The 20,560-nt window shown below is 48.0% G+C and carries 21 protein-coding genes; 19 read left to right on the forward strand and 2 right to left on the reverse strand.

What is annotated here, in order from left to right:
* The 4 genes from ruvA to IJ369_RS07320 form a co-directional block, all read left to right on the forward strand.
* A partial coding sequence (gene ruvA, locus IJ369_RS07305) for a Holliday junction branch migration protein RuvA (protein WP_290717667.1) occupies nucleotides 1–378 on the forward strand: 378 nt, incomplete at its 5' end.
* Nucleotides 379–403: 25 nt separating this feature from the next.
* Nucleotides 404–1,408 (forward strand): Holliday junction branch migration DNA helicase RuvB, encoded by a 1,005-nt coding sequence (ruvB, locus tag IJ369_RS07310; RefSeq protein WP_290717668.1) that lies wholly within the window; start codon nucleotides 404–406, stop codon nucleotides 1,406–1,408.
* A 14-nt stretch (nucleotides 1,409–1,422) separates the two neighbouring features.
* A complete protein-coding gene (locus IJ369_RS07315) occupies nucleotides 1,423–1,686 on the forward strand; it encodes a hypothetical protein (protein ID WP_290717669.1) in 264 nt (87 codons plus the stop codon).
* Between the two features lie 21 nt (nucleotides 1,687–1,707).
* Nucleotides 1,708–2,184, forward strand: a complete 477-nt coding sequence (locus tag IJ369_RS07320; RefSeq protein WP_290717733.1) for a pyridoxamine 5'-phosphate oxidase family protein — start codon at nucleotides 1,708–1,710, stop codon at nucleotides 2,182–2,184.
* An 18-nt stretch (nucleotides 2,185–2,202) separates the two neighbouring features.
* On the opposite strand, the gene addB is transcribed toward IJ369_RS07320, so the two are convergent.
* Nucleotides 2,203–5,604 carry a helicase-exonuclease AddAB subunit AddB gene (gene addB, locus IJ369_RS07325; protein ID WP_290717671.1) on the reverse strand — a complete coding sequence of 1,134 codons (3,402 nt, stop codon included), beginning with the start codon at nucleotides 5,602–5,604 and terminating at the stop codon, nucleotides 2,203–2,205.
* A 132-nt stretch (nucleotides 5,605–5,736) separates the two neighbouring features.
* On the opposite strand from addB, the gene IJ369_RS07330 reads away from it, so the two are divergent.
* The 13 genes from IJ369_RS07330 to obgE all read left to right on the forward strand — a co-directional run bounded on the left by IJ369_RS07330 (nucleotide 5,737) and on the right by obgE (nucleotide 17,141).
* A complete protein-coding gene (locus tag IJ369_RS07330; protein WP_290717673.1) occupies nucleotides 5,737–6,153 on the forward strand; it encodes an FMN-binding protein in 417 nt (138 codons plus the stop codon).
* 88 nt (nucleotides 6,154–6,241) lie between these two features.
* Nucleotides 6,242–6,613 carry a hypothetical protein gene (locus IJ369_RS07335; protein ID WP_290717675.1) on the forward strand — a complete coding sequence of 124 codons (372 nt, stop codon included), beginning with the start codon at nucleotides 6,242–6,244 and terminating at the stop codon, nucleotides 6,611–6,613.
* Between the two features lies 1 nt (nucleotide 6,614).
* Nucleotides 6,615–7,091: a M23 family metallopeptidase gene (locus tag IJ369_RS07340; protein ID WP_290717677.1), complete on the forward strand. Its 477-nt coding sequence runs from the start codon at nucleotides 6,615–6,617 to the stop codon at nucleotides 7,089–7,091.
* Nucleotides 7,092–7,155: 64 nt separating this feature from the next.
* Nucleotides 7,156–8,595, forward strand: coding sequence for an Rne/Rng family ribonuclease (locus IJ369_RS07345; protein WP_290717679.1), 1,440 nt, complete (start codon nucleotides 7,156–7,158; stop codon nucleotides 8,593–8,595).
* 260 nt (nucleotides 8,596–8,855) lie between these two features.
* Complete coding sequence (rny, locus tag IJ369_RS07350; protein ID WP_290717680.1) at nucleotides 8,856–10,373, forward strand: ribonuclease Y; 1,518 nt, start codon at nucleotides 8,856–8,858, stop codon at nucleotides 10,371–10,373.
* Nucleotides 10,374–10,454: 81 nt separating this feature from the next.
* Nucleotides 10,455–10,847 carry a hypothetical protein gene (locus tag IJ369_RS07355; protein ID WP_290717682.1) on the forward strand — a complete coding sequence of 131 codons (393 nt, stop codon included), beginning with the start codon at nucleotides 10,455–10,457 and terminating at the stop codon, nucleotides 10,845–10,847.
* A gap of 201 nt (nucleotides 10,848–11,048) precedes the next feature.
* On the forward strand, nucleotides 11,049–11,675 hold the full coding sequence (locus tag IJ369_RS07360) for a GNAT family N-acetyltransferase (protein WP_290717684.1): 627 nt from the start codon (nucleotides 11,049–11,051) through the stop codon (nucleotides 11,673–11,675).
* Between the two features lie 105 nt (nucleotides 11,676–11,780).
* Nucleotides 11,781–12,416: a RecX family transcriptional regulator gene (locus tag IJ369_RS07365; protein WP_290717686.1), complete on the forward strand. Its 636-nt coding sequence runs from the start codon at nucleotides 11,781–11,783 to the stop codon at nucleotides 12,414–12,416.
* Entirely contained in the window at nucleotides 12,416–14,692 is a 2,277-nt protein-coding gene (locus IJ369_RS07370) for a tetratricopeptide repeat protein (RefSeq protein WP_290717688.1), read from the forward strand. Before IJ369_RS07365 ends, IJ369_RS07370 begins: the two co-directional genes overlap by 1 nt.
* A gap of 130 nt (nucleotides 14,693–14,822) precedes the next feature.
* Nucleotides 14,823–15,128 carry a 50S ribosomal protein L21 gene (rplU, locus tag IJ369_RS07375; RefSeq protein ID WP_290717690.1) on the forward strand — a complete coding sequence of 102 codons (306 nt, stop codon included), beginning with the start codon at nucleotides 14,823–14,825 and terminating at the stop codon, nucleotides 15,126–15,128.
* A gap of 6 nt (nucleotides 15,129–15,134) precedes the next feature.
* Nucleotides 15,135–15,467 (forward strand): ribosomal-processing cysteine protease Prp, encoded by a 333-nt coding sequence (locus IJ369_RS07380; RefSeq protein WP_290717692.1) that lies wholly within the window; start codon nucleotides 15,135–15,137, stop codon nucleotides 15,465–15,467.
* Between the two features lie 3 nt (nucleotides 15,468–15,470).
* Entirely contained in the window at nucleotides 15,471–15,761 is a 291-nt protein-coding gene (gene rpmA, locus IJ369_RS07385; RefSeq protein WP_016407383.1) for a 50S ribosomal protein L27, read from the forward strand.
* 150 nt (nucleotides 15,762–15,911) lie between these two features.
* On the forward strand, nucleotides 15,912–17,141 hold the full coding sequence (gene obgE / locus IJ369_RS07390; protein ID WP_290717697.1) for a GTPase ObgE: 1,230 nt from the start codon (nucleotides 15,912–15,914) through the stop codon (nucleotides 17,139–17,141).
* A 91-nt stretch (nucleotides 17,142–17,232) separates the two neighbouring features.
* On the opposite strand, the gene IJ369_RS07395 is transcribed toward obgE, so the two are convergent.
* On the reverse strand, nucleotides 17,233–17,805 hold the full coding sequence (locus IJ369_RS07395) for a YczE/YyaS/YitT family protein (RefSeq protein ID WP_442859675.1): 573 nt from the start codon (nucleotides 17,803–17,805) through the stop codon (nucleotides 17,233–17,235).
* Nucleotides 17,806–18,066: 261 nt separating this feature from the next.
* Between IJ369_RS07395 and IJ369_RS07400 the strand changes: the two genes are divergently transcribed.
* Together IJ369_RS07400 and yfmH are read left to right on the forward strand one after the other, a co-directional pair.
* Nucleotides 18,067–19,305, forward strand: coding sequence for a M16 family metallopeptidase (locus tag IJ369_RS07400; RefSeq protein ID WP_290717700.1), 1,239 nt, complete (start codon nucleotides 18,067–18,069; stop codon nucleotides 19,303–19,305).
* Nucleotides 19,292–20,527, forward strand: a complete 1,236-nt coding sequence (yfmH, locus tag IJ369_RS07405; protein ID WP_290717702.1) for an EF-P 5-aminopentanol modification-associated protein YfmH — start codon at nucleotides 19,292–19,294, stop codon at nucleotides 20,525–20,527. Before IJ369_RS07400 ends, yfmH begins: the two co-directional genes overlap by 14 nt.
* Nucleotides 20,528–20,560 lie beyond the last annotated feature (33 nt).

Consider the following 20,560-nt stretch of genomic DNA (forward strand, 5'->3'; position numbering starts at 1 on the left):
AGCGGCGTTGGGCCGAAAGGGGCTTTGGGTTTCCTTTCCATGCTGAAGCCTTCAGAAATCATCATGGCGATTTTGTCCGATGATGTGAAGACCCTTTCTAAGGCGCCGGGCGTTGGCAGAAAAACTGCCCAGCGTGTGATTTTGGAATTGAAGGATAAATTCAAAACAGAAGAAGCCCTTTCCATGGGTGGCGAAGAGCTGGAAGGTATCGTAGAAACTTCCATTGGCGGCGATGCCAAATTTGAAGCCATCGATGCCATGACGGCTCTGGGTTATAGCCGCAGCGAAGCGGCAAAAGCAGTCAATGCTGTGGCGGCGGAAGGAATGTCTACGGAAGATATCCTGAAGGCTGCACTTAAGAAAATGATTACATTCTAATGATTAGATAAAGCAGGTGTTTACCTTGGAAAACAGACGAATTTTGACCACAGGCTTGCGGGAAGAAGACCGCGAGCTGGAGCCAAAACTGCGTCCTGCTGCGCTGGAAACATACATCGGGCAGGAAAGTGTAAAAGAGAATATGCGCGTGTTTATCGAGGCGGCGAAACAGCGAAAAGAAGCCTTAGACCACGTTTTGCTGTATGGTCCTCCCGGGTTGGGCAAGACCACATTGTCCAATATCATTGCCAATGAAATGGGTGTGAATATCAAGACCACATCGGGCCCTGCCATCGAGCGTCCCGGTGATATGGCGGCGGTGCTGAACAGCCTGAATGAAGGGGATATCCTTTTTATCGATGAAATCCACAGACTGAACCGTATGATCGAGGAAATTCTGTATCCCGCTATGGAGGATTTTGTTATCGATATTATGATCGGCAAAGGCCCCGGGGCACGTTCCGTCAGACTGGATTTGCCCAAATTCACATTGATCGGTGCCACCACAAGGATAGGCCTTTTGACAGCACCCCTTCGGGACAGATTCGGCGTGGTGCAGCGGTTGGAGCCTTACAATGTGGAAAATCTGAAAATCATCATCAAGCGTTCTGCAGATGTGCTGCAGGTGGAAATTGATGACAGCGGTGCGGAAGAAATTGCCCGCCGCTCCAGAGGGACGCCCAGACTGGCAAACCGCATGCTGAAACGTGTGCGAGACTTTGCGCAGGTGCGTTATGACGGGGTTATCACGGCGGAAGTGGCAAGATTTGCATTGGATTTATTAGATGTGGATAAGATGGGCTTAGACCAGATCGACAGAAAGATGCTCCTGACCATGATTGAAAAATTCGGTGGCCGTCCCGTTGGTCTGGATACTTTGGCGGCATCCATCAACGAAGAATCCGACACCATAGAGGATGTATACGAACCCTATCTGCTGCAGCTGGGCTATATCCAGCGCACCCCCAGAGGGCGTATTGTGACGAAGCTGGGCTATGAGCATTTCGGTATGAAGCAACCCGAAGCCTGAAAGGAGAAAGTAGCATGAAGCTGAAAATAAATGAAGTGATCGAAAACGTAAAAGATGAACTCCTTTGCTACGAAGAAGGCGAAAAGCTGGTCGGCAGATGGGAAAAGGAATTCAAGGAATGGATCGAAAAAAATAAGGGCAAAAAGAAAGACATCGTTGTGGATAAGGGCGGCGTTTCTCTGAAAATCAAGGATGAAGAAGAGATTTTTGAAATTGCCGATTCCTATATGGATGCCATCATCGAAGGCAGCGTGAAGCAGTACTGGGAGAAATTCTAAGGAGGGGTATCCATGAGACCAATGAGAAGAAAAGACAGACAGGTGACAGACTTCAATAAAATCATTGATATTATCGGTCGCTGCGATTGCTGCCGTCTGGGTTTCTGGGATGAAGAAGCGAAGCAGGTCTATATCGTTCCTCTGAATTTTGGCTATACGGTGGAAGGGGAAAAGGTGACATTCTATTTCCACGGCGCCCATGAAGGCAGAAAGATCGACCTCATCAAAAAAGCCCCCAGCGTTGGTTTTGAAATGGATACCAACTATAAGCTGAACGAAGGGGACGAAGCATGCGAATATTCTGCAAGATTCCAGAGCATTATCGGCAATGGCGTTATCAGCCTGATCGAAGATGTGGAAGAAAAGAAACAGGGGCTGGAGCTTCTGATGAAGCACGTTTCCGGCAGAGATGGTTGGGAATATCCTGAACAGATGCTGAAAAATATGTCCGTGATGAAGCTGGAAGTGGAAGAACTGGCTTGTAAGGAACATGAATAAAAAATTAACCCGAGGAAATCAATCCTCGGGTTTTTCTTTTGTCATCAAATTGTCCCAGAAATCTGCTTTGCTGATTTTTTTCAATTTGCGCCATTTTGGCTTTTCTTCATAATCATGGCGGCAGATGGAGCGATATTTACAATAGCTGCAGGGGGTTCTCTGCCCATCCCGATAAGGAGAGGGAGCGATGATGCCTGCCTTCATGGCTTCGCCGATTTCCCTTGTGCGCTGGGCCACGAAATCCAGAATGGCTTCATACTGCTCTTCTGTTGCCAGATTGGAGGAAGCGGAAACATCGCCTTTCTTCGTGTAGCCCACAGGAACGATAGCGGAAGTCTTTCCTGCACCTTCCGTCAGGCTGTTGTCCAGTCCTTTGATGAGGGCATCCTCCTGCAAAATCAACCCTGACATCTGCATTTTTTCATACAGCGTCTGTTCGATTTCCTCGGCGGAAAGCTCTTTATCCAGAGACAAAGTAGGATCGGTGATGCGGAAATAGAATACCCCGCCGGGCTTCAGTTCCGCACCTGTTTTCTTATAATATTTCAAGTAAGCATCCAGATAAATGAGCAGCTGCAGCTGCAGGCCATAGAAAATATCCTGGAAGCTGAAAGTTTTACTGCCGGATTTATAGTCGATGATTTTAACATACCGCGTGCCTTCCGCATCCAGCAGGTCTACACGGTCTATTTTCCCATTCAAGATCAGGCTGCCGCCATCTGCCATCTGGATAACGATAGGGGGCAGTTTTTCATGCAAACCGAAGCCCACTTCGTAACCCTCGGGGGTGAAATCGCCCTGCTGCAGATGCTGCACCAGTGTCCATGCTGCTCTGACGGAAATGCGTTTCAGGCGGCGGATGAGATATTGATTTGCAGCGGAATCCATCAGCACCCTGTCGCTAAGGCGAGGGGCGGCTTCATCCACGGCATTTTGGATGAGGGATTCTGTTTTTTCCTTCGTCAGGTCCGGCCATTGGATGCTTTCTTCTTCCAGTTTGTTAGAGAATAACTCCAGCACTTCATGGAACAATGTACCCAAATCAGGGGTATGCAGCTGATACAGTCTGCGTTCCTCTGCCTTCAGGCCATATTCCGCAAAGAAGGAGAAGGGACATCCGGCGAAGCGTTCCAGACGGGAAACACTGGAGAGGATGTTTTTACCATAGAGGGCCTTCGTCGTTCTGGGAGAAAGCCGCTCGGGCTTACCCGTTTTGCCGATGCCTTTTTTCAGCAGAGAAAGACGATTTTCCCATTGTATATTCTCATCGAAAAAACTGTAGATATCCTGCCACAGGGGAGAGATGGGCGTTTCTTCCGTATGCTTGCGCATTTCTTTGCCCAAAAGATGGAAGGCGGCGACTGGAGAGGTTTCTTCCAAAGTGAAGGCGGGCATGGCTTCTATTTTCAGGTTTTCATCCATTTTCTGCAGCCTTTCGATGAGGGAGGAAGGCGCCTGTTCGCGCCCTTCATTATCCGCTGCGGCATAGGTCAGCCACAGTGCTTTTGAAGGTTTCGTCAGTCCACGGTAAATGAGGAATTGTTCCTCGAAAATCTTCTGTTTGCCGCCGCCGGCCAGTTCCACGCCCTGGGCAGTCAGCAAATCTCGTTCTGTTTCCGTAAAAATGCCCTGAGCGGTGGCGGGGGAAGGCAGCACCCCTTCATTGACGCCCAGAACGAAAAGATATTTGATCTCGGGCAGGCGGCTGCGCTCCAGATCGCCCACCAGCAGGCAGTCCGCCGTAGGGGGAATGACACCCATGGTGCATTTTTCCAGACCGGCTTCCAGAATTTTCGCCATTTCGGGCAGGGTCAGTTCTTCCTTGCCCAGGATGGCATCGGCTTTTTCAAAAACATCCATCACCAGCTGCCAGATCTGGCGATATTCTTCGGCTTTGTTCAGGTTGCCCTTTTCTGCGGCTTTCTGGGCCCATGCGTCCAGGGTTTCCGCAGCCTGCAAAGTGTCCAGATGTTTAATGATGGCATTCAGGAAATCTTTGAAAGGGAAGGGCTTCTTCTGGGGAAGGGCAAGGAGGGGCGCAAAGGGCGCCAGCACCTTATCTCGCAGGGCGTTGATGGCATCCACGGTCTCTGCCCCTTCTTTTACAATGCCGTAGTCCCATGTTTCCTGTTTCCATTTCCAGCCCTTGATGCCATAGGCAAGGACGTAATTTTCCAGAATGTCGATTTCTTCCGTAGTCAGGGTAGATAAGCCGGATTTCAGATAAGAAAATACAGCTTCGTATTTGAAATCGTAAACAAGGATATCCAGTAGCGCCGTCAGCAGGCTCACCAGGGGATGGGAAGCCGTTTCCCTTCTGGCATCGATGAAGCAGGGAATATCATATTCTTCCAGAATCCCCCGCAGATTTTTTTCGTAGGTTTCCATGGCGTTGGTCACAATGGCGATATCCCGAAAACGAATATTTTCTTCCCGAACCAGACGCAGGATTTTCCCTGCGGCGAAGCGAATTTCCTCCTGCAGAGAAGGACAGGCGGTGATGTGTACGCTTTCCGCCAAGGGGGCTTTTTTGAAAAAGCTATAGAAATAGTCCCGTTCCAGATTGCGGAGAGCATCTGTTTGGGAACGCATATTTTTTTCTAAAATCGTCGGCTTTAAGGGAGCCAGACCCAGTTCTTCTGCCAAGGCCGCCAGTTTTTTCTTCGTTACATAAGGTTCGTAGAAGGGGGCGGAAGGGGGCAGAAATGCGCCGTAGAAGCTGTTTCTATCCATAGGCAGAGTGATGTTCACCTGATAGGAAACCTGCAATAAACGGCGGATGACGCTGTATTCCTGAGGCGTGAAGCCATAGAAGCCATCTAACCAAAATTCCGTATTAGCGAAACCGAGGGTGTCATCCAGTCTTTCCGCCAGAAGCCCCAAAGTCTCATCGGCGGAGATATAGTCCTGTTTTAAAAATTCCAGATAGGAACGGTAGATATGGGTCAGGTCATTCAGTTTTTCCTTCGCCGCATGGGAAAGGCTTTCTGCCTGGGAAAGTTCCTCCGCCTGGGCAGGGGAGATGCGATACTGGAAAAATTCGGAGATGGTCAGACCCAACTGGTCTACGAAGCCGGGCTTATCCATCACGCTCTGGAAATAGGAGATGTTCTCCTTTTCTTCCAATAAGATTTTCCTGAGAGCCATGGATTTGCCGATATCCCCCAGAGGAACACGACTGCCGATGCCTTTTTTGGAAAAGACCCGGTGAGCCAGACGGCCGAAGCTGAGAACTTCTGCCGTCAGGATAGCGTTCTGCCCTGTTTTTTCGATGAGGTCACGCTCTGCCTGAGAGGTGAACTGTTCGGGAACGATGAGCACCTGCCGTTTCTCTCCTGTATTCGCTTGTCTGATGATTTCTTCCATGCAGAGGGTGGTCTTGCCGGTGCCCGCTCTGCCGATGATGAAACGCAGTCCCATTTTCGTTTCCCTTCTTTCTCGTTATTTTCTTCTATGATACAAAAGAGACGATGGTTTTTCAAGGCGAACATCGGTATAAAGGACAACGATAAGGAATATGGTAAGGGTAAGAAGATTTGAGGAGGAGATTTCGTGGGCGGTACGAAATTTGTGGTGGTAAAAGCGAAGGAACTCATCAAAACGGCGATATTTGCCGTGCTGGGTGTCATCATCATCGTTGGACTCATCACCTTTTTCCTGAATATGGGGAAGGATGAGGGAACAGGTCAGTATCGAGATGGTACATATTATGGGGAAATGAACGTGGGGGATGAAACGGCAGAAATTGCAGTGAAAATTGAAGATGGCGAAATTGCCGATATTTCCATGGAAGAGCCGACGGAAACAGTTTCTGTATTCTATCCTCTGCTGGAAACAGCGGCAGAGGAAGTGGGGCAGGCGGTGGTAGCCAGCCAGTCTCTGACCGTTGAAGTTGACCCGGAAAATACCCATACGTCCCAGTTGGTTTTGGACGCGGTGGCGGAATGTCTGGCGGAAGCAGAAAAATGATGAAATCCTCGGTTTTACCGAGGGTTTTCTTTTTATGCAAGTATAACTTTTCTTTTTGGGACATAGGATACAAAGAGGAGGGATACCAATGACAGAACAGGAAAGACGCCGACGCAGACGGGAGATGGAACGGCGGATGCGGGCGCGGCAAAATATGTGGGGTAAAGAAAAACGGAAGGAAAAGGGCGGCTTGCTGGCCTTTCGGACATATGTAACGGCGGTTTTGGTGGGGGGATGTTTGTTGATATCCTTATTCCAGACGGAGACTTCGGAGATGGTCTGTGGGAAAGTGAAGGAAACCATTGCATATCAAGTTTCGGCGGAAGAATTGGATGTTTGGAAAACGCGGGTGTCGGCCATTTTGAAAAACGCTGGCGATAGCCTGCCTGCCTTTGAAGAAAAAGAAATGCAGGAGGAAGAAAAGAAGGCCTATCGTCCCGATACGGAGGAATCCCCCTAGTGTGCTGACATGGACGGGGCTTCGCTGGGAAAAGAAAACGGAGGACTGGATCGACCCGGTGCAGGGCATCATTACGTCTTCCTGCGGCGTGCGGGAGAACCCCATCTTACATAAGGAAGAGATACACGACGGACTGGATATCGCCGTGACAGAAGGGACGGACGTTTTGGCGGTGAAAAGCGGCACAGTGACGGAGGTGCGGACTTCTGCTACATACGGCAAGGTTCTGAAATATGAAACGGAGGACGGCTATGAAATCATGTATGCCCATCTTTCGGAAGTCCTTGTGAAAAAGGGCGAAGAAATCAAACAGGGGCAGGTGGTGGCCAAATCGGGGAATACGGGTCTTTCCACAGGGCCCCATCTGCATTATGGTATCTATAAAAATGGGGAACTGCTTGACCCGATGGATTTCGTTACTTTGGGCTGGACGGACGGCGTACGGGCAGAGTATAAAGCAAGAGGGGAAGTATTATAAAAGAAAATGATGCAAAACCTGCCTTTTTCGGTTATGATTATAAAATGAAAGGCAGGGATGCACTTTGAAACGAGTTTTGATGGATATTTCCGCCGACCTGACCCGCATCGCGCTGGCAGAGGACGGCGAATTGAAGGAATTATATTATGAAAGCAAACGGGACGAAAGCCTTGTGGGAAATGTTTATGCAGGCAGAGTGGCGAATGTGATGCCCAATCTGCAGGCGGCTTTTGTGGATATCGGTGTGGGTAAAAATGGCTATTATTATTATGGCAATGCCCGTGCCGTTTCTGATACGGAGAAAAATGCGGCGAAGCCCAAGGTTGGCGATACGCTGATCCTGCAGGTGGAAAAGGATGCCGTAGGCAGCAAGGGGGCTGTGCTGACGGAGAATTTTTCTTTTCCCGGGAAATTCCTTGTGCTGCTGCCAAAAGAAGCAGGTGAGATCGGTATTTCCAGAAAAATCACAAATTCTGAGGAAAGAAATCGTATCCGGGAAATCGTAGCAGAATTGTTGCCAGAAGGCTGTGGCGCCATCATCCGCACCAACGGCCAGGGCAAAAGCAAAGAAGAATTTGAAAAAGAAATCGTTATTTTGGCGGCAAAATGTGAAAAGCTGAGCCACGGAATGTATTTGAAGCCACCCGCCCTTCTTTTGCAGGAAAATCATCCTGTCAAACGGGCAGCAAGGGATTTTTACAGTGCTGATGTGGATGAATATGTGGTGAATGATGCGGAGGCTTACGAAGAATTGCTGGAAACAGGAGATTTCGACGGCGAAAATCAGCCTGCTTTGAAACTGCATCAGGAAAAGTTACCTTTATTTGAATCTTATTATCTGGAAAGCCAGAGCGAAAAGGCCTTAGACGAGCATGTCTGGCTGAAAAGCGGCGGTTTTTTGGTTATTGAGGAAACGGAAGCCTGTGTGGTCATCGACGTAAATACGGGCAAGGCGGCGGGCAAAGGCGATTTGCAGAAAACCATCCTGAAAACCAATCTGGAAGCGGCGGAAGAGGTTGCGAAGCAGATGCGCCTCAGAAACCTTTCTGGCATCATCATCATCGACTTTATCGATATGGCGGATGAAACTGCCCAGAAGGAAGTGACGAAACGACTGGAAGCGGCAGTAAAAAAAGACCGCATCAAAACTGTCGTCGTCGGCATGACGGAGCTGGGGCTGATGCAGGTGACACGCAAAAAGACCAGACCTTCTCTGAAACGCCAGATGACGACAAAATGCCGCGCCTGCGAAGGCACAGGCAGACTGCCTTCCATCGAGTGGACAGTAACGAAGATGCGCAGGGAAGCAGAAAGCGTTTTTGCTCATACCATTTACAATCAATTGACAGTGAAAGCCGACCAGCGGCTTCTGAATGCCTTTGCCGGGCAGGACGGGGCCTGGAAAAAGGCTCTGGAGGAAAAAAGCGGCGGCACCATCCGCATGGAAGGAACAGAGATGGGCTTTGGGCAGTATGAAATGGAAAAGGAAAAAATAAAAAGATAATGCATCTTATTTGTCAGACAAATTTTGTTGCTTAAATATGTAAATCAGTGAAAACGCCTGAATTTCAGGCGTTTTTGTTATTTCTTCTGCAAAAGATATACTTTACCGGGCTGAATTGTTCCTTGACACATATGTGAAAAAGTTATAAAATAAAAAAGGCGCATTTTCGCCATTACTTACAGGTTATATGAAATATTAAAAATTGTACTTTGAAAACTGAATAAAGGGAGGTGTTTTTCATAGATCCGATAAGTATTATCTTGGCTGTCGTATGTTTGCTGGTCGGCGTAGTAGTCGGCATTGCATACCGTAAAAAGATCGCTGAAGGCAAGGTCGGTGTGGCGGAAGAAAGAGCCAACAAGATCGTGGAGGATGCGGTAAAGGAAGCGGAAGCAAAGAAGAAGGAGATCCTTCTGGAAGCAAAAGAAGAGAGCATCAAGACAAAAAATGAACTGGAAAAAGAAGTTCGTGACAGAAGAAATGAACTTCAGAAAAATGAAAGACGTCTGTTCCAGAAAGAAGAAACTTTAGACAGAAAGGTCGAAGCTCTGGAGAAAAAAGAAGAGCATATGACCAAAAAGCTGGAGGAACTGGACAGACAGAAAGAAGAAGCAAAAGCACTGAGAGAAAGACAGCTTCAAGAGCTGGAAAGAATCTCCGGTCTGACTACCGAAGAAGCGAAGAACCACATCCTCGCTATGGTAGAAAACGATGTGAAACACGAAGCAACACTGCTCATCAAGGAAACAGAAAGCAAGGCAAAGATGGAAGCGGACAAACGCTCCAGAGAAATCGTTGCCAATGCCATCCAGCGCTGTGCGGTAGACCATGTGGCAGAAACTACAGTCTCCGTTGTACAGCTGCCTAACGATGAAATGAAAGGCCGTATCATCGGCCGTGAAGGCAGAAATATCCGTGCTTTGGAAACACTGACTGGCATCGATCTGATCATCGATGACACACCCGAAGCAGTTATCCTCTCCGGTTTCGACCCTATCAGAAGAGAAATCGCAAGACTGGCTTTGGAAAAACTGATCGTAGACGGCCGTGTTCACCCTTCCCGTATCGAAGAAATGGTGGAAAAGGCAAGAAAAGAAGTGGAAACAACGATCAGAGACGAAGGCGAAGCAGCCACATTCGACACTGGCGTCAATGGCCTGCATCCCGAACTGATCAAGCTGCTGGGTAAATTGAAATACCGCACAAGCTATGGTCAGAATGTATTGAAACACTCCATGGAAGTTTCCCATCTGGCTGGCCTGATGGCTGCAGAGCTGGGCGTGGATGTAACACTGGCAAAACGTGCCGGTCTGCTCCATGATATCGGTAAGAGTGTGGACCATGAAATGGAAGGTTCCCACGTTTCTATCGGTGTTGGCCTGCTGAAACGTTATAAGGAAAACCACACAGTCATCAATGCGGTGGAAGCCCACCATGGCGACGTGGAACCTCAGAGCATCATCGCGGTGCTGGTACAGGCGGCAGATGCGATCTCCGCTGCAAGACCCGGCGCAAGACGCGAAACACTGGAATCCTACATCAAGAGATTACAGAAGCTGGAAGAAATCGCTGACAGCTTCAAGGGCGTTGAAAAATCTTTCGCAATTCAGGCTGGTCGTGAACTGCGAATTATGATAGTACCCGAAGATGTGACCGATGAAGGTATGACACTTCTGGCGAGAGAAATCGCTAAGAAGATCGAAGAAGAACTGGAATACCCCGGTCAGATCAAGGTAAATCTGGTAAGAGAAACCAGAGCCGTGGAATACGCAAAATAATTTTAACACCTTAGTGAAAAAGCCACCCGTTAGGGTGGCTTTTTTGCGAAAAGAGCCGCTCCGGAAAAAGCGGTCTTTATTATGAAGAAAGGAAAAAGCAATATGAAAATCGATACGTTTTCTTTCCGATTTGGCGACACCAGTGGCTTTATGGAATGGTACCGCTATGACCCAGCAAGAGGACTTTGCATTGATAAATTCGATGGGAAAATGAAGAAAGTCCAGTGCGAAATGACAGAAGCAGAACTGGATGAACTGGAAAAGGTCATCCGCGAAAATAAAATCGACACATGGAACGGTTTTTGCAAACTGGACATGTGTATGTGCAGCGGCAATAGCTGGACACTGCATGTGACTTACAAAGACAGTAATGATGAATACATCCACGCCATGGGTCATAGCGAAGGCCCAGAGGGTTTCGAAATTGGCAAACAGGCGTTGGAAGCGTATTTTGAAAAATTCCTTCAGAAATAATATTTACGCTGCTGGAAAAGCATTGTAAAATATGGATGCAGGGAAAATACTGCAATAAACCAATTATAAATTTATTTTAAGGAGATTTGCTGTTTGAAGAAGAACAACACCTTGGAGATTGTGGCATAACCGGGAGGTTTGCGAACAATTTCACCCAAACCTCCCAGCATTGTAGTCAACAATCATCAGGAGGGAAAAATAATGAATAAAAATGACTATAGCATTCGTTTAGAAAGAAAAGAAGACCACGTAGAAGTTGAAAATCTGGTAAGAGAATCCTTCTGGAACGTATATCGCCCCGGCTGTTACGAACATTATCTGCTGAACCAGATGAGAGATGCAGAGGATTTTGTGCAGGAACTGGATTTTGTTATAGAAAAGGATGGCGAGATCATCGGGCAGAATGTATTCGTGAAAGCAAAGATCAAGGCCGATGATGGCAGAGAGATCCCTATTCTCACTATGGGGCCTATCTGCATCGCTCCGGAATACAAAAGACAGGGTTACGGAAAGATTCTGCTGGATTATTCTCTGGAAAAGGCGGCAGAAATGGGCGCAGGGGCATTGTGCTTTGAAGGGAATATTGATTTCTACGGCAAAAGCGGTTTTACCTATGCCAGTGCGTTTGGTATCCGCTATCACGGGCTGCCTGAAGGGGAGGATGCATCCTTCTTCCTATGCAAGGAACTGATTCCTGGTTACCTGGACGACATTACAGGCGAATATGCTACACCACAGATTTATTTTGTAGAGGAAGCAGACGTCGATGCTTTTGACCAGAAATACCCTTACAAGGAAAAACGGAAACTGCCTGGTCAGCTGTTTTAAACGAGAAGAGAGCTCTGGGACATTGTCCCAGGGCTTTTCTAATAGTATTCTACGTAAAATTATGATATAATATTATTTTACGAAAACAGGAAAGGAGGCGGCGGAATGCTGGTCACAGCCATTACACAACAGAAGAAAGACGCAACGAAGTATAATATTTTCATCGACGGCGAGTATGCTTTTGCGCTGCCTATGCAGGATATCCTGTATTTCAAGCTGAAGGAAGGCAAAGAGGTGGCGGAGGAAACGGTTGCGTTCATCCAGAAAAACCTTATCTATATCAAAGCACAGGATACTGCCCTCCACTTCATCGGCTACAAGATGCGGACGGTGAAGGAAATACGCCAGAAGCTGACGGAGAAGGAGTTTGCCGAGGAAACCATCGACGAAGTCATCGCCTTTCTGGAAAAATACGGCTATGCCGACGACCGGGAATACTGCCGGAAATATATCAAGGAAAAACTGCGCATGAAGCCCAAAAGCGGCTATGCGCTGAAAATAGAATTGAAACAAAGGGGCATTTCCTCCCGCATCATCGATGAGGTGATGGCGGAAACGGAAGTGGACGAAGAAGGGGATGCTTTCCGTTGGCTGGAGAAAAAAAGCCGCGGGCAATGGCCCCCTGCGGACGAGAAACAGAAAAAGAAATACTACGACTTTTTGCTGCGGAAAGGCTATTCCTACGATATCATCGGGGAGGCTTTTCGGCAGATGAATGAGGCATACGGAGGTGAAGACTGATGGCGTTTTATATCGGAGAGATCAGGAAGGTACGAAATGAATTTTTCGAAGCATATAAGGATGGGGATTTCAAGAAGGCAATCGTCCTTGGAAAAAATCTTCTGAATATTTACGTGGAAAATGATGACTGCGACTGCATGGAATATGCCATCGATATGAGCAATCTGGCCATGGTTTTCGACCAGATACACCTCTATGATCGTGCGGCAGAATATTATAAAAAAGCGGCAGAGCTGAAAAAGGATTACAGCGGGGAAAGCCTTTCCTATGCGGATACCCTGAATAACCTTGCCATCGTTTTCAATTACATGGGCAAGCAGAGAGAAGCACTGAGTCTGCATAATAAAGTCTTGGAGATTCGTGATGCCAAGCTGGGCAGGGAACATGCCGATTATATCCACAGCCTGTACCATATGGGTAATACATATGAATTATTGGAAGAATCCGACAAGGCCATCGAGTGCCACACCAAGGCCCTGCAGAGAGCCCGTCAGTGCAAGGAATTCACCATGCTGGACCTGGCAGACCTGCATGGTGCCATGGCCCGTGCCTATGATGCCAAGGGCAATTTCAAAAAAGCAATCTATTATTATGAAGTTTGCCTCGACCTGGTCGAAAAGGCCCGCGGCAACGATAATTTCTACTATATGATGAACATCCTGACCCTGGCTTCTGTCTGCGAAAAGGCGGGGCTTCTGGGGTTGGCGGTGGAATATTGCGAAAAGGCTGTGGATATCCGCAGAAAACTGATGAGTGAAGACCATCTGGATTTTATGAACAGTCTGAATTCTCTGGCGGCCCTCTGCTGCAAGGATGGGCAGTTCGATAAGGCTTTGGAACTGCATCGGGAAGTGCTGGATATTGTGGAGCGGATGCTGGGGAAAGAGCATATCTTCTATGCGGACGCTCTGAATAACCTGAGTGTGGATTACGCAGGCAAGAAGGAATTCAAAAAGGCACTGGCCTTGAATATCAAGGCTCTGAATCAGAAAAAAGCTCTGCTGGGGGAAGAAGACCCTCAGATGGCGGCGTGCCTGATGAGCATGGGCAGTCTTTACGACAACATGGCCAAAGAGGATGAAGCCCTGCGGTGCTACGAAGATGCCCTTGCCATCCGAAAGAAAATAGACGATGGGAAAAACACTGCCTGCGCCGATACCCTGACCGCCATGGGCAAGCTGTATGAAAAGCAGAAGAAGTATGACCAGGCGGCGGAATGTGTGCAGGAGGCCCTTGAAACCAGAAAGGCCTGCGGCGACGAAAGCAGCGGCATGTATGTATGGTGTATGCACCTTCTGGCGGAAATTTACAGACGGCAGGGGGAATCCGAAAAGGCTATCGGCCTGTGCAAAGACGGGGCGGATATCATGGAAGCCCGCTTTGGGGCCGGTCATCCCCGTTTTGCCGCAGCTCTGGAAAAGCTGGGGCTGATCTATGAAACCGCGGGCGAGCTGGAGCAGGCAGAAGAAGCTTTGACCCGCACGGCGGAAATCCGTAAGGAAATGCTGGATGAGGATAACCCCCTTTACCTGAATACACTGGAAGCTCTGGCGCGAGTTTCTGTAAAGCAGCAAAATTATGAAAAGGCCATTGAGCTGTATCGGGAAAAGAATGATGTAAATTTCGAAGAGACGGCAGAGGAACAGCTGGCGGCGGCCAATAATCTGATCGCCATTGCCAACTGCCACAAACTGGCGGGGAATGCGGACAAGGCGGAGGCTTATTTTGCGGAAGCGGAAGCAAAGCAGAAACGCTGCGGCCTTCCTATGGATGAAACCTACGAAAAACGCAGACGCCTTTTCCTGCAGCAGAAAATGGAAGAGATTATCCAGACACCGCCCAAGCCGGAGGGCAAAGGGGATGTAGACCCTAAAAAAGCAGTGGAATACTATAGCGCATTGGCGCTGTCCATTCGCAATAAGGAAGGCGAATCTCAGAATTTTGCGAAAGCCATCCTGAAAACGGCTGCCCTCCATGCGAAACTGGGCAACCAGAAGGATGCGGAAACCCTTTTGGATCGTGTGCTTTATATCGGGGCCCAGGAGGGCACCTTTACTGTAGAATTCGGCAGGCTTTGCGACCGCGTTGGGCGCATTTTTGCGGAAGCGGGCAGCAGGGAAAAGGCAGAATTCACCCTTCGTCAGGCCTATCAGATTCAGGCCACTGCTGGGAAATGTATGACCAAGGAAGGACATTCGCTCTTGCTTCGCCTACTGCAGGAAAAAGGCGACGAAAAGGCTTATTTATCAGTAAAAAATGGTGAAAAATTAGAATAATTTTATTGACAGAGAGGCTTCGATGTGCTAGTATATTGGAGTATGTTCAGCCGCGTGAAGAGGTTCGAGAAAATCGGAGAAAGGCTCCGGTTACCGTATTCAGCGAGTAAAATTGCGAGGAGGTGTCAACATGTACGCAATTATTGAAACTGGTGGTAAGCAGTATAAAGTATCCGAAGGCGATATCATCACAGTTGAAAAACTGGCTGTAGAAGCAGGTTCCGAATACACATTCGACAAAGTTCTGGTTCTGGCTAAAGAAGGCGATATCAAAGTAGGTGCTCCTTACGTTGAAGGCGCAGCGGTTACAGCAGAAGTAATCGGTGATGGTAAAGCGAAAAAGGTTGTAGTTTACAAATACAAACCCAAAAAAGGCTTCCACAAGAAAAGAGGCCACAGACAGCCTTTCACAAAACTGCAGATCAAATCCCTGTAATCTGTCATGATTAAGGCTAAGATCTACCGTAAAAATCAAAAAATCTGCGGATTTGAGATTTCCGGCCATGCGGGCTATGCCGCAGCAGGCGAGGATATCGTTTGTTCCGCGGTGACAGTGCTTTGTTTTAACACAGTCAACGCTGTGGAGAGATTCACTGACATCCCCTTCAAATGCGAAGCGGATGAAAAACGCGGCGGTTATCTCAAAGTCTTGTTTCCCCTTGAGGGAATGACGGACCACGATACACAGCTTCTTCTGGAAACTCTGGTCATGGGTCTGTCGGATATAGAATTAGAATACAAAAAATATCTCACTTTGATAAATGAGGAGGTGTGAAGTATGTTCAGATTGAACCTTCAGTTCTTCGCGCACCATAAAGGCGGCGGTTCCACAAAGAACGGTCGTGACTCCAACGCTAAGAGACTTGGTGCAAAACGTGCAGACGGTCAGTACGTACTGGCTGGCAATATCTTATACACACAGAGAGGCACAAAGATCCATCCCGGCGTAAACGTTGGCAAGGGCGGTAACGATACACTGTTCGCTCTGGTTGATGGTCGTGTAAAATATGAAAGAAAAGGCAGAGACAAAAAACAGGTTTCTGTTTACCCTGTCGAAATCGCTGAATAAGATTTGCGGAGGCTTCAAATGATATCATTTGAAGCCTTTTTTTCAATAATAAATAGAATAAAAGAAGAAGGCTTGACAGGTTTGCAGCCTGACGGCTACAGAGCTGTGAAGTCTTCTTTTCAGAATAGGCAGAAAGAAAGGAGTATCAATATGTTTGTAGATAGAGTCAAAATCCACGTAAAAGGCGGCGACGGCGGCGACGGTAAAGTTTCCTTTTACAGAGCAAAATACATTACCCACGGCGGCCCCGATGGCGGCGACGGCGGTAAGGGCGGCAACGTTATTTTCGTTGGCGAAAGCGGTATGAACACACTGATGGACTTCCGTTATAAAAGAAAATTCGCCGCAACCCCCGGCGAACCTGGCGGCAAACGCAACTGCTTCGGGAAAGACGGCGAAGATGTTATCATCAAAGTACCCGTTGGTACTGTGATCCGTGAAGCGGAAAGCGGTAAGGTTATGGCGGATATCACTCGCGCAGGCGAAGAAAAGATCCTGATCTATGGCGGGAAAGGCGGCAAGGGCAATCAGCACTTCGCAACACCCACAAGACAGGCGCCCAGATACGCGGAACCCGGCCGTAAATCCAAAGAATACGACGTTATTCTGGAACTGAAACTGATCGCAGACGTTGGTCTGATCGGTTTCCCCAACGTTGGGAAATCCACACTGCTGTCCATGGTAACAAACGCAAACCCTAAAATCGCAAACTACCACTTCACAACACTGGCTCCCAACCTGGGCGTTGTGGAAGGCAGATTCGGCGATAAATTTGTTATGGCGGATATCCCCGGTCTGGTGGAAGGCGCCAGCGAAGGTATCGGTCTGGGCCATGAATTCCTGCGCCACGTAGAACGTACAAAGGTATTCATCCATGTGGTTGACGCAGCAGGTGTAGAAGGCGACGACCCTGTGGAAAACTTCGAAAAAATCAATAAAGAACTGGCGGAATATAAAGAAGACCTGATGAAGCGTCCTCAGGTCATCGCTGCAAATAAAACAGATATCCCCGGTTCCGAAGAAAATGTGGAAAGACTGAGAGAAATCTATGAACCTCAGGGCTACAAGGTATTCCCCATTTCCGCAGCAACAAACAAAGGTCTGGATGAACTGCTGACAGAAGTTGGCAAGATCCTGAGAGAATACCCCGAAGATATCATCTTCGAAGAAGAATATGAAGAATACGATGAAGTGCAGGTGGACTTCGAACCCTTCACTATCGAAGAAGTGGAAGAAGGCTATTTTGTGGTTACCGGCGTCGGCGTAGAGAAGATGATCGGTTATACAAACATCGATACAGAAAAAGGCTTTGCATTCTTCCAGAAATACCTGAAAGAAAAAGGCATCATCGAGGCCCTGGAAGAAAAGGGCATCCAGTAAGGCGATACAGTTCATATCTACGATCTGGATTTCGAATTCTGGAAATAATAAAGGCACAACAAAAGGCATCCCAAAAGGGATGCCTTATTTTTTACTTTCCTAACAGGAGTTTCGTTGCCTCCATCACATTCAGATGTTTTACATTTCTTGGCTCAAAGCGCATCATTCTGCAGACGATCTGCAAAGCAGTGCCGGCGAAGAAAACAGAGATGATTGTCCCGATGCCGATAGGGCCGCCCAGCATCCATCCTGCGAACAGAACAATGGCAACGATGACTGTCTGGACTACGCCGATGGGGGTGCGGGGGAAGCGTTTGCCGATGGCGATGGTCAGGGAATCGCGGGGGCCGCAGCTCTGCCCGGCGGACATATAAAAATACTGCCCATAGCCCATGACGAACAGCCCTGCAATGACCATAAGTACACTGAGGGGCAGGCTTTCACTGACGGGAACAGGATCAAAATAGCCGATCCAATCCACATAGTTGCCCACCAGAAGAGCATCCAGAATGGTACCGAAGCCGATCTTTTCCTTCATCAAAAGATCGATACACAGGATGATGATGCCGCTGATCATATGGACGATACCGAAGCTGATGCCGACCAAGGGGGAAATGGCCATGGAAAGACATTCCCAGGGGGCAATGCCGATATTTGCTTGCACGGTCAGATAAACCCCGCAGGAATACAAAAATAAGCCAAGGGCAGATCTGAAAATTTGTTTTATCATTTGTATAGATTGGTTTTGCATGGTGGTTCTCCTGTTTTATTGTCGCACCTTTTGGGTGCTTATTTTTTTGTAAAGATCATCTTAAGAAATATAAAAGCAGTATAGCGTAAAAAATACCATATTTCAATGAAAAAACGATGTATACATAACTTCATTTTCATAGGACAAACTATGTGAAAAAAGTGAGGTGGCAATATGACTACATTGGAAAGATATCTGCCCAGATGCAGGATATTTCTGCTGGATGGGCAGAAATTTCGGACAAATCTTCTGGTATTGTTTTTTGAGTTACCATTGCGGCGGGAAACCGCAACGAAAACGGCCCTTTTGGCAGAAATTCTGAAGCGGGGCGAAGAGCCCGCGAAGCCCGCAAGACAGGCGGAAGAATTGTATGGGGCGTTGTGGGATGTTTCCGTGGTGAAAAAAGGGGACAGGCAACTGCTTTTGTTTTCGCTGGAAACATTGAAGGCAGTGGAGATGGAAGATGCCCTTTCTTTCCTGCGGGAACGGGCCTTGCGGCCGCTGGAAAAGGGGTCTTTCAATGAGAAAGCGGTGGAGCGGCAAAAAGCCATTCTGAAACGGAAACTGGATAGTTTGAGGGATGATAAAAAGACTTTTGCCCGCAGGCGTGCATTGGAGGAAACGGCGGAGGGGGCGGCTTTTGCCATTTCCGGGGATGGCTATGTGGAAGATTTGGATGAAATCAATGCAAAGAATCTGTTCACATGGTATCAGGATATTGTGGAGAAAGAAGAGGTAAAAATCTTTTTCTGTGGAGAAAAAGAGGAAAAGCCAAAGGTGCTTTCCCTGCGGAGGTATTTTCAGGGCAGAGTGGCGGTGACGGAAAAAGAAGAGCAGGAAAGTGACAAACATGAATCGCCCCGCTTCATTCAGGAACATACGGATGCAGAACAGGCGCGGCTGCTGCTGGGGTTCCAGGCCGATGTGGAAAACAGCCGCAGACAGGCGGCATTGCTTTTGTTGAATCAGCTTTTGGGCGGTGACCCCGATTCTGTATTGTTCCAGCAAATCAGGGAAGAACAGGGTCTTTGCTATGACATCAAATCCTATCGCTATCCTCTTTCTCCTTACCTTTTTGTGCAGGCGGGCATCAAAGAGGAGGATGCGAAAGAGACAGGCAAGCTGATTCTAAAATGTCTGGAAAAGCTGAAAAAGGAGGGCGTTTCCCCAGAAAAGCTGCAGCAGGCGAAGGAAAGCATCCTTCGGGACTATGATGGCTTGGCGGATAGTCCCTGGGCCATGGTGGATTTTTTTGCAGAGCAGGCCTTGCAGGGAAAGAAACTGAGCACGGAACGATTTTTACGATATATCGAAAAAACGGAAGCAGAGGACATCATTCGGGCGGCGCATCATTTGAAGCTGAAAACCGTTTATCTGCTCAGCGGGAAGGAGGGCAATTATGGCGAGAACTGAGAAAAACCAACAGGGAAAGACCAGAAATGGCCTGCAATATTATATCCTGCCCCAGATGGATTTTGGGGAGAAGATGGCGGCTATCGTGGTGAAGCGAGGGGCAAACCATATCTTCTGGAAGGGAAGGGATGGTGAGGATATCATTTTTCCCCAGGGAACGGCGCATTTTATCGAGCATAAGCTTTTCCAGCAGGAATGGGGCGACGCTTTTACAAAATTTACCCAGAATGGTGCCTTTGCCAATGCCTTCACTGATGGGAATAAGACCGTCTATTATTTTACCTGTCGGGAAAAATTTATGGAAAATCTGAAATTGCTGTTAGATTTCGTTCAGAAACCGTTCTTTACAAAAGAGGACACGGAACGGGAAAAAGGCATCATCACCAGTGAAATCACCATGTATGACGATGACCCCAACTGGATGGTCTATTATCAGATGCTGGAGAGCATGTATGGGAACCATCCCATCAAAAATAAAATTGCGGGAACAGCGGAAACGGTGGCGGAAATCACAGAAAAGACATTGCAGAAAGCATACGAAACGTATTATACAACGGAAAATATGGTTCTTGTTTGTACAGGGAGCGTGCCGGTGCGGCAGGTGCGGGCGGCAGCGGAAATGGTAGCTAAACGGGAAACGGATGCCCGTGTCTATTTTCCTATGGAAGAGCCTGCGATTCTGGAAAAATACAAGGAACGGGAAAGGGGTCTTTCTCAGCCCAATTTTCAGATTGGCTTTAAACTGCCCTCGGCAAAAAAAGAGGACTGGCTTCGTTTGCGTATCGCTGCAGGCTTTTATCTGGAACTTCTGGCGGGGGAAAGCAGCCGATTTTTCCGCAAGGCTTATGAGAAAGAATTGCTGGATGAACCTTTGGGCAGCGCCTTTTTCTGCGGGGAAGGCTATGCTTTCGCGGCCTTTTCCGGCAACGGGGAGCATCCCGAAGAAACGGCAGAATTATTGGGAAAAGAACTGGAACGATTGCAAAAGGAAGGTCTGGACTGGGAGGAGTTTCGCCGCATCCGCAAAAAGATGCTGGGGCGGTTTTTAAGAAGAATGGATTCTTCCCAGAGCCTTTGTATGGGGCAGATCGAATGGGCCATGATGGGCTCTCCTGCGGCGGAAGTTCTGGAAGTCATCAAGACCATGCAGAAGGAAGAAGCCGAAAAACTGTTGCAAAATGCCTTCTCTAAGGATACAATGGTACTGTCTGTAGTCCGATAAATGCGGAACGGGGAACTGCAGAGGAAAGAAGGA

This window comes from Anaerotignum sp. (assembly GCF_017483025.1).
GTDB lineage: Bacteria > Bacillota > Clostridia > Lachnospirales > Anaerotignaceae > Anaerotignum_A.

Bases quoted from the DNA above. Each gene is read 5' to 3' on its own strand.
- IJ369_RS07315 (WP_290717669.1), top strand. From the start codon at position 1,423: ATGAAGCTGAAAATAAATGAAGTGATCGAAAACGTAAAAGATGAACTC.
- IJ369_RS07320 (WP_290717733.1), top strand. From the start codon at position 1,708: ATGAGAAGAAAAGACAGACAGGTGACAGACTTCAATAAAATCATTGAT.
- addB (WP_290717671.1), bottom strand. From the start codon at position 5,604: ATGGGACTGCGTTTCATCATCGGCAGAGCGGGCACCGGCAAGACCACC.
- IJ369_RS07335 (WP_290717675.1), top strand. From the start codon at position 6,242: ATGACAGAACAGGAAAGACGCCGACGCAGACGGGAGATGGAACGGCGG.
- IJ369_RS07355 (WP_290717682.1), top strand. From the start codon at position 10,455: ATGAAGAAAGGAAAAAGCAATATGAAAATCGATACGTTTTCTTTCCGA.
- IJ369_RS07360 (WP_290717684.1), top strand. From the start codon at position 11,049: ATGAATAAAAATGACTATAGCATTCGTTTAGAAAGAAAAGAAGACCAC.
- IJ369_RS07365 (WP_290717686.1), top strand. From the start codon at position 11,781: ATGCTGGTCACAGCCATTACACAACAGAAGAAAGACGCAACGAAGTAT.
- IJ369_RS07370 (WP_290717688.1), top strand. From the start codon at position 12,416: ATGGCGTTTTATATCGGAGAGATCAGGAAGGTACGAAATGAATTTTTC.
- rplU (WP_290717690.1), top strand. From the start codon at position 14,823: ATGTACGCAATTATTGAAACTGGTGGTAAGCAGTATAAAGTATCCGAA.
- IJ369_RS07380 (WP_290717692.1), top strand. From the start codon at position 15,135: ATGATTAAGGCTAAGATCTACCGTAAAAATCAAAAAATCTGCGGATTT.
- rpmA (WP_016407383.1), top strand. From the start codon at position 15,471: ATGTTCAGATTGAACCTTCAGTTCTTCGCGCACCATAAAGGCGGCGGT.
- obgE (WP_290717697.1), top strand. From the start codon at position 15,912: ATGTTTGTAGATAGAGTCAAAATCCACGTAAAAGGCGGCGACGGCGGC.
- IJ369_RS07400 (WP_290717700.1), top strand. From the start codon at position 18,067: ATGACTACATTGGAAAGATATCTGCCCAGATGCAGGATATTTCTGCTG.
- yfmH (WP_290717702.1), top strand. From the start codon at position 19,292: ATGGCGAGAACTGAGAAAAACCAACAGGGAAAGACCAGAAATGGCCTG.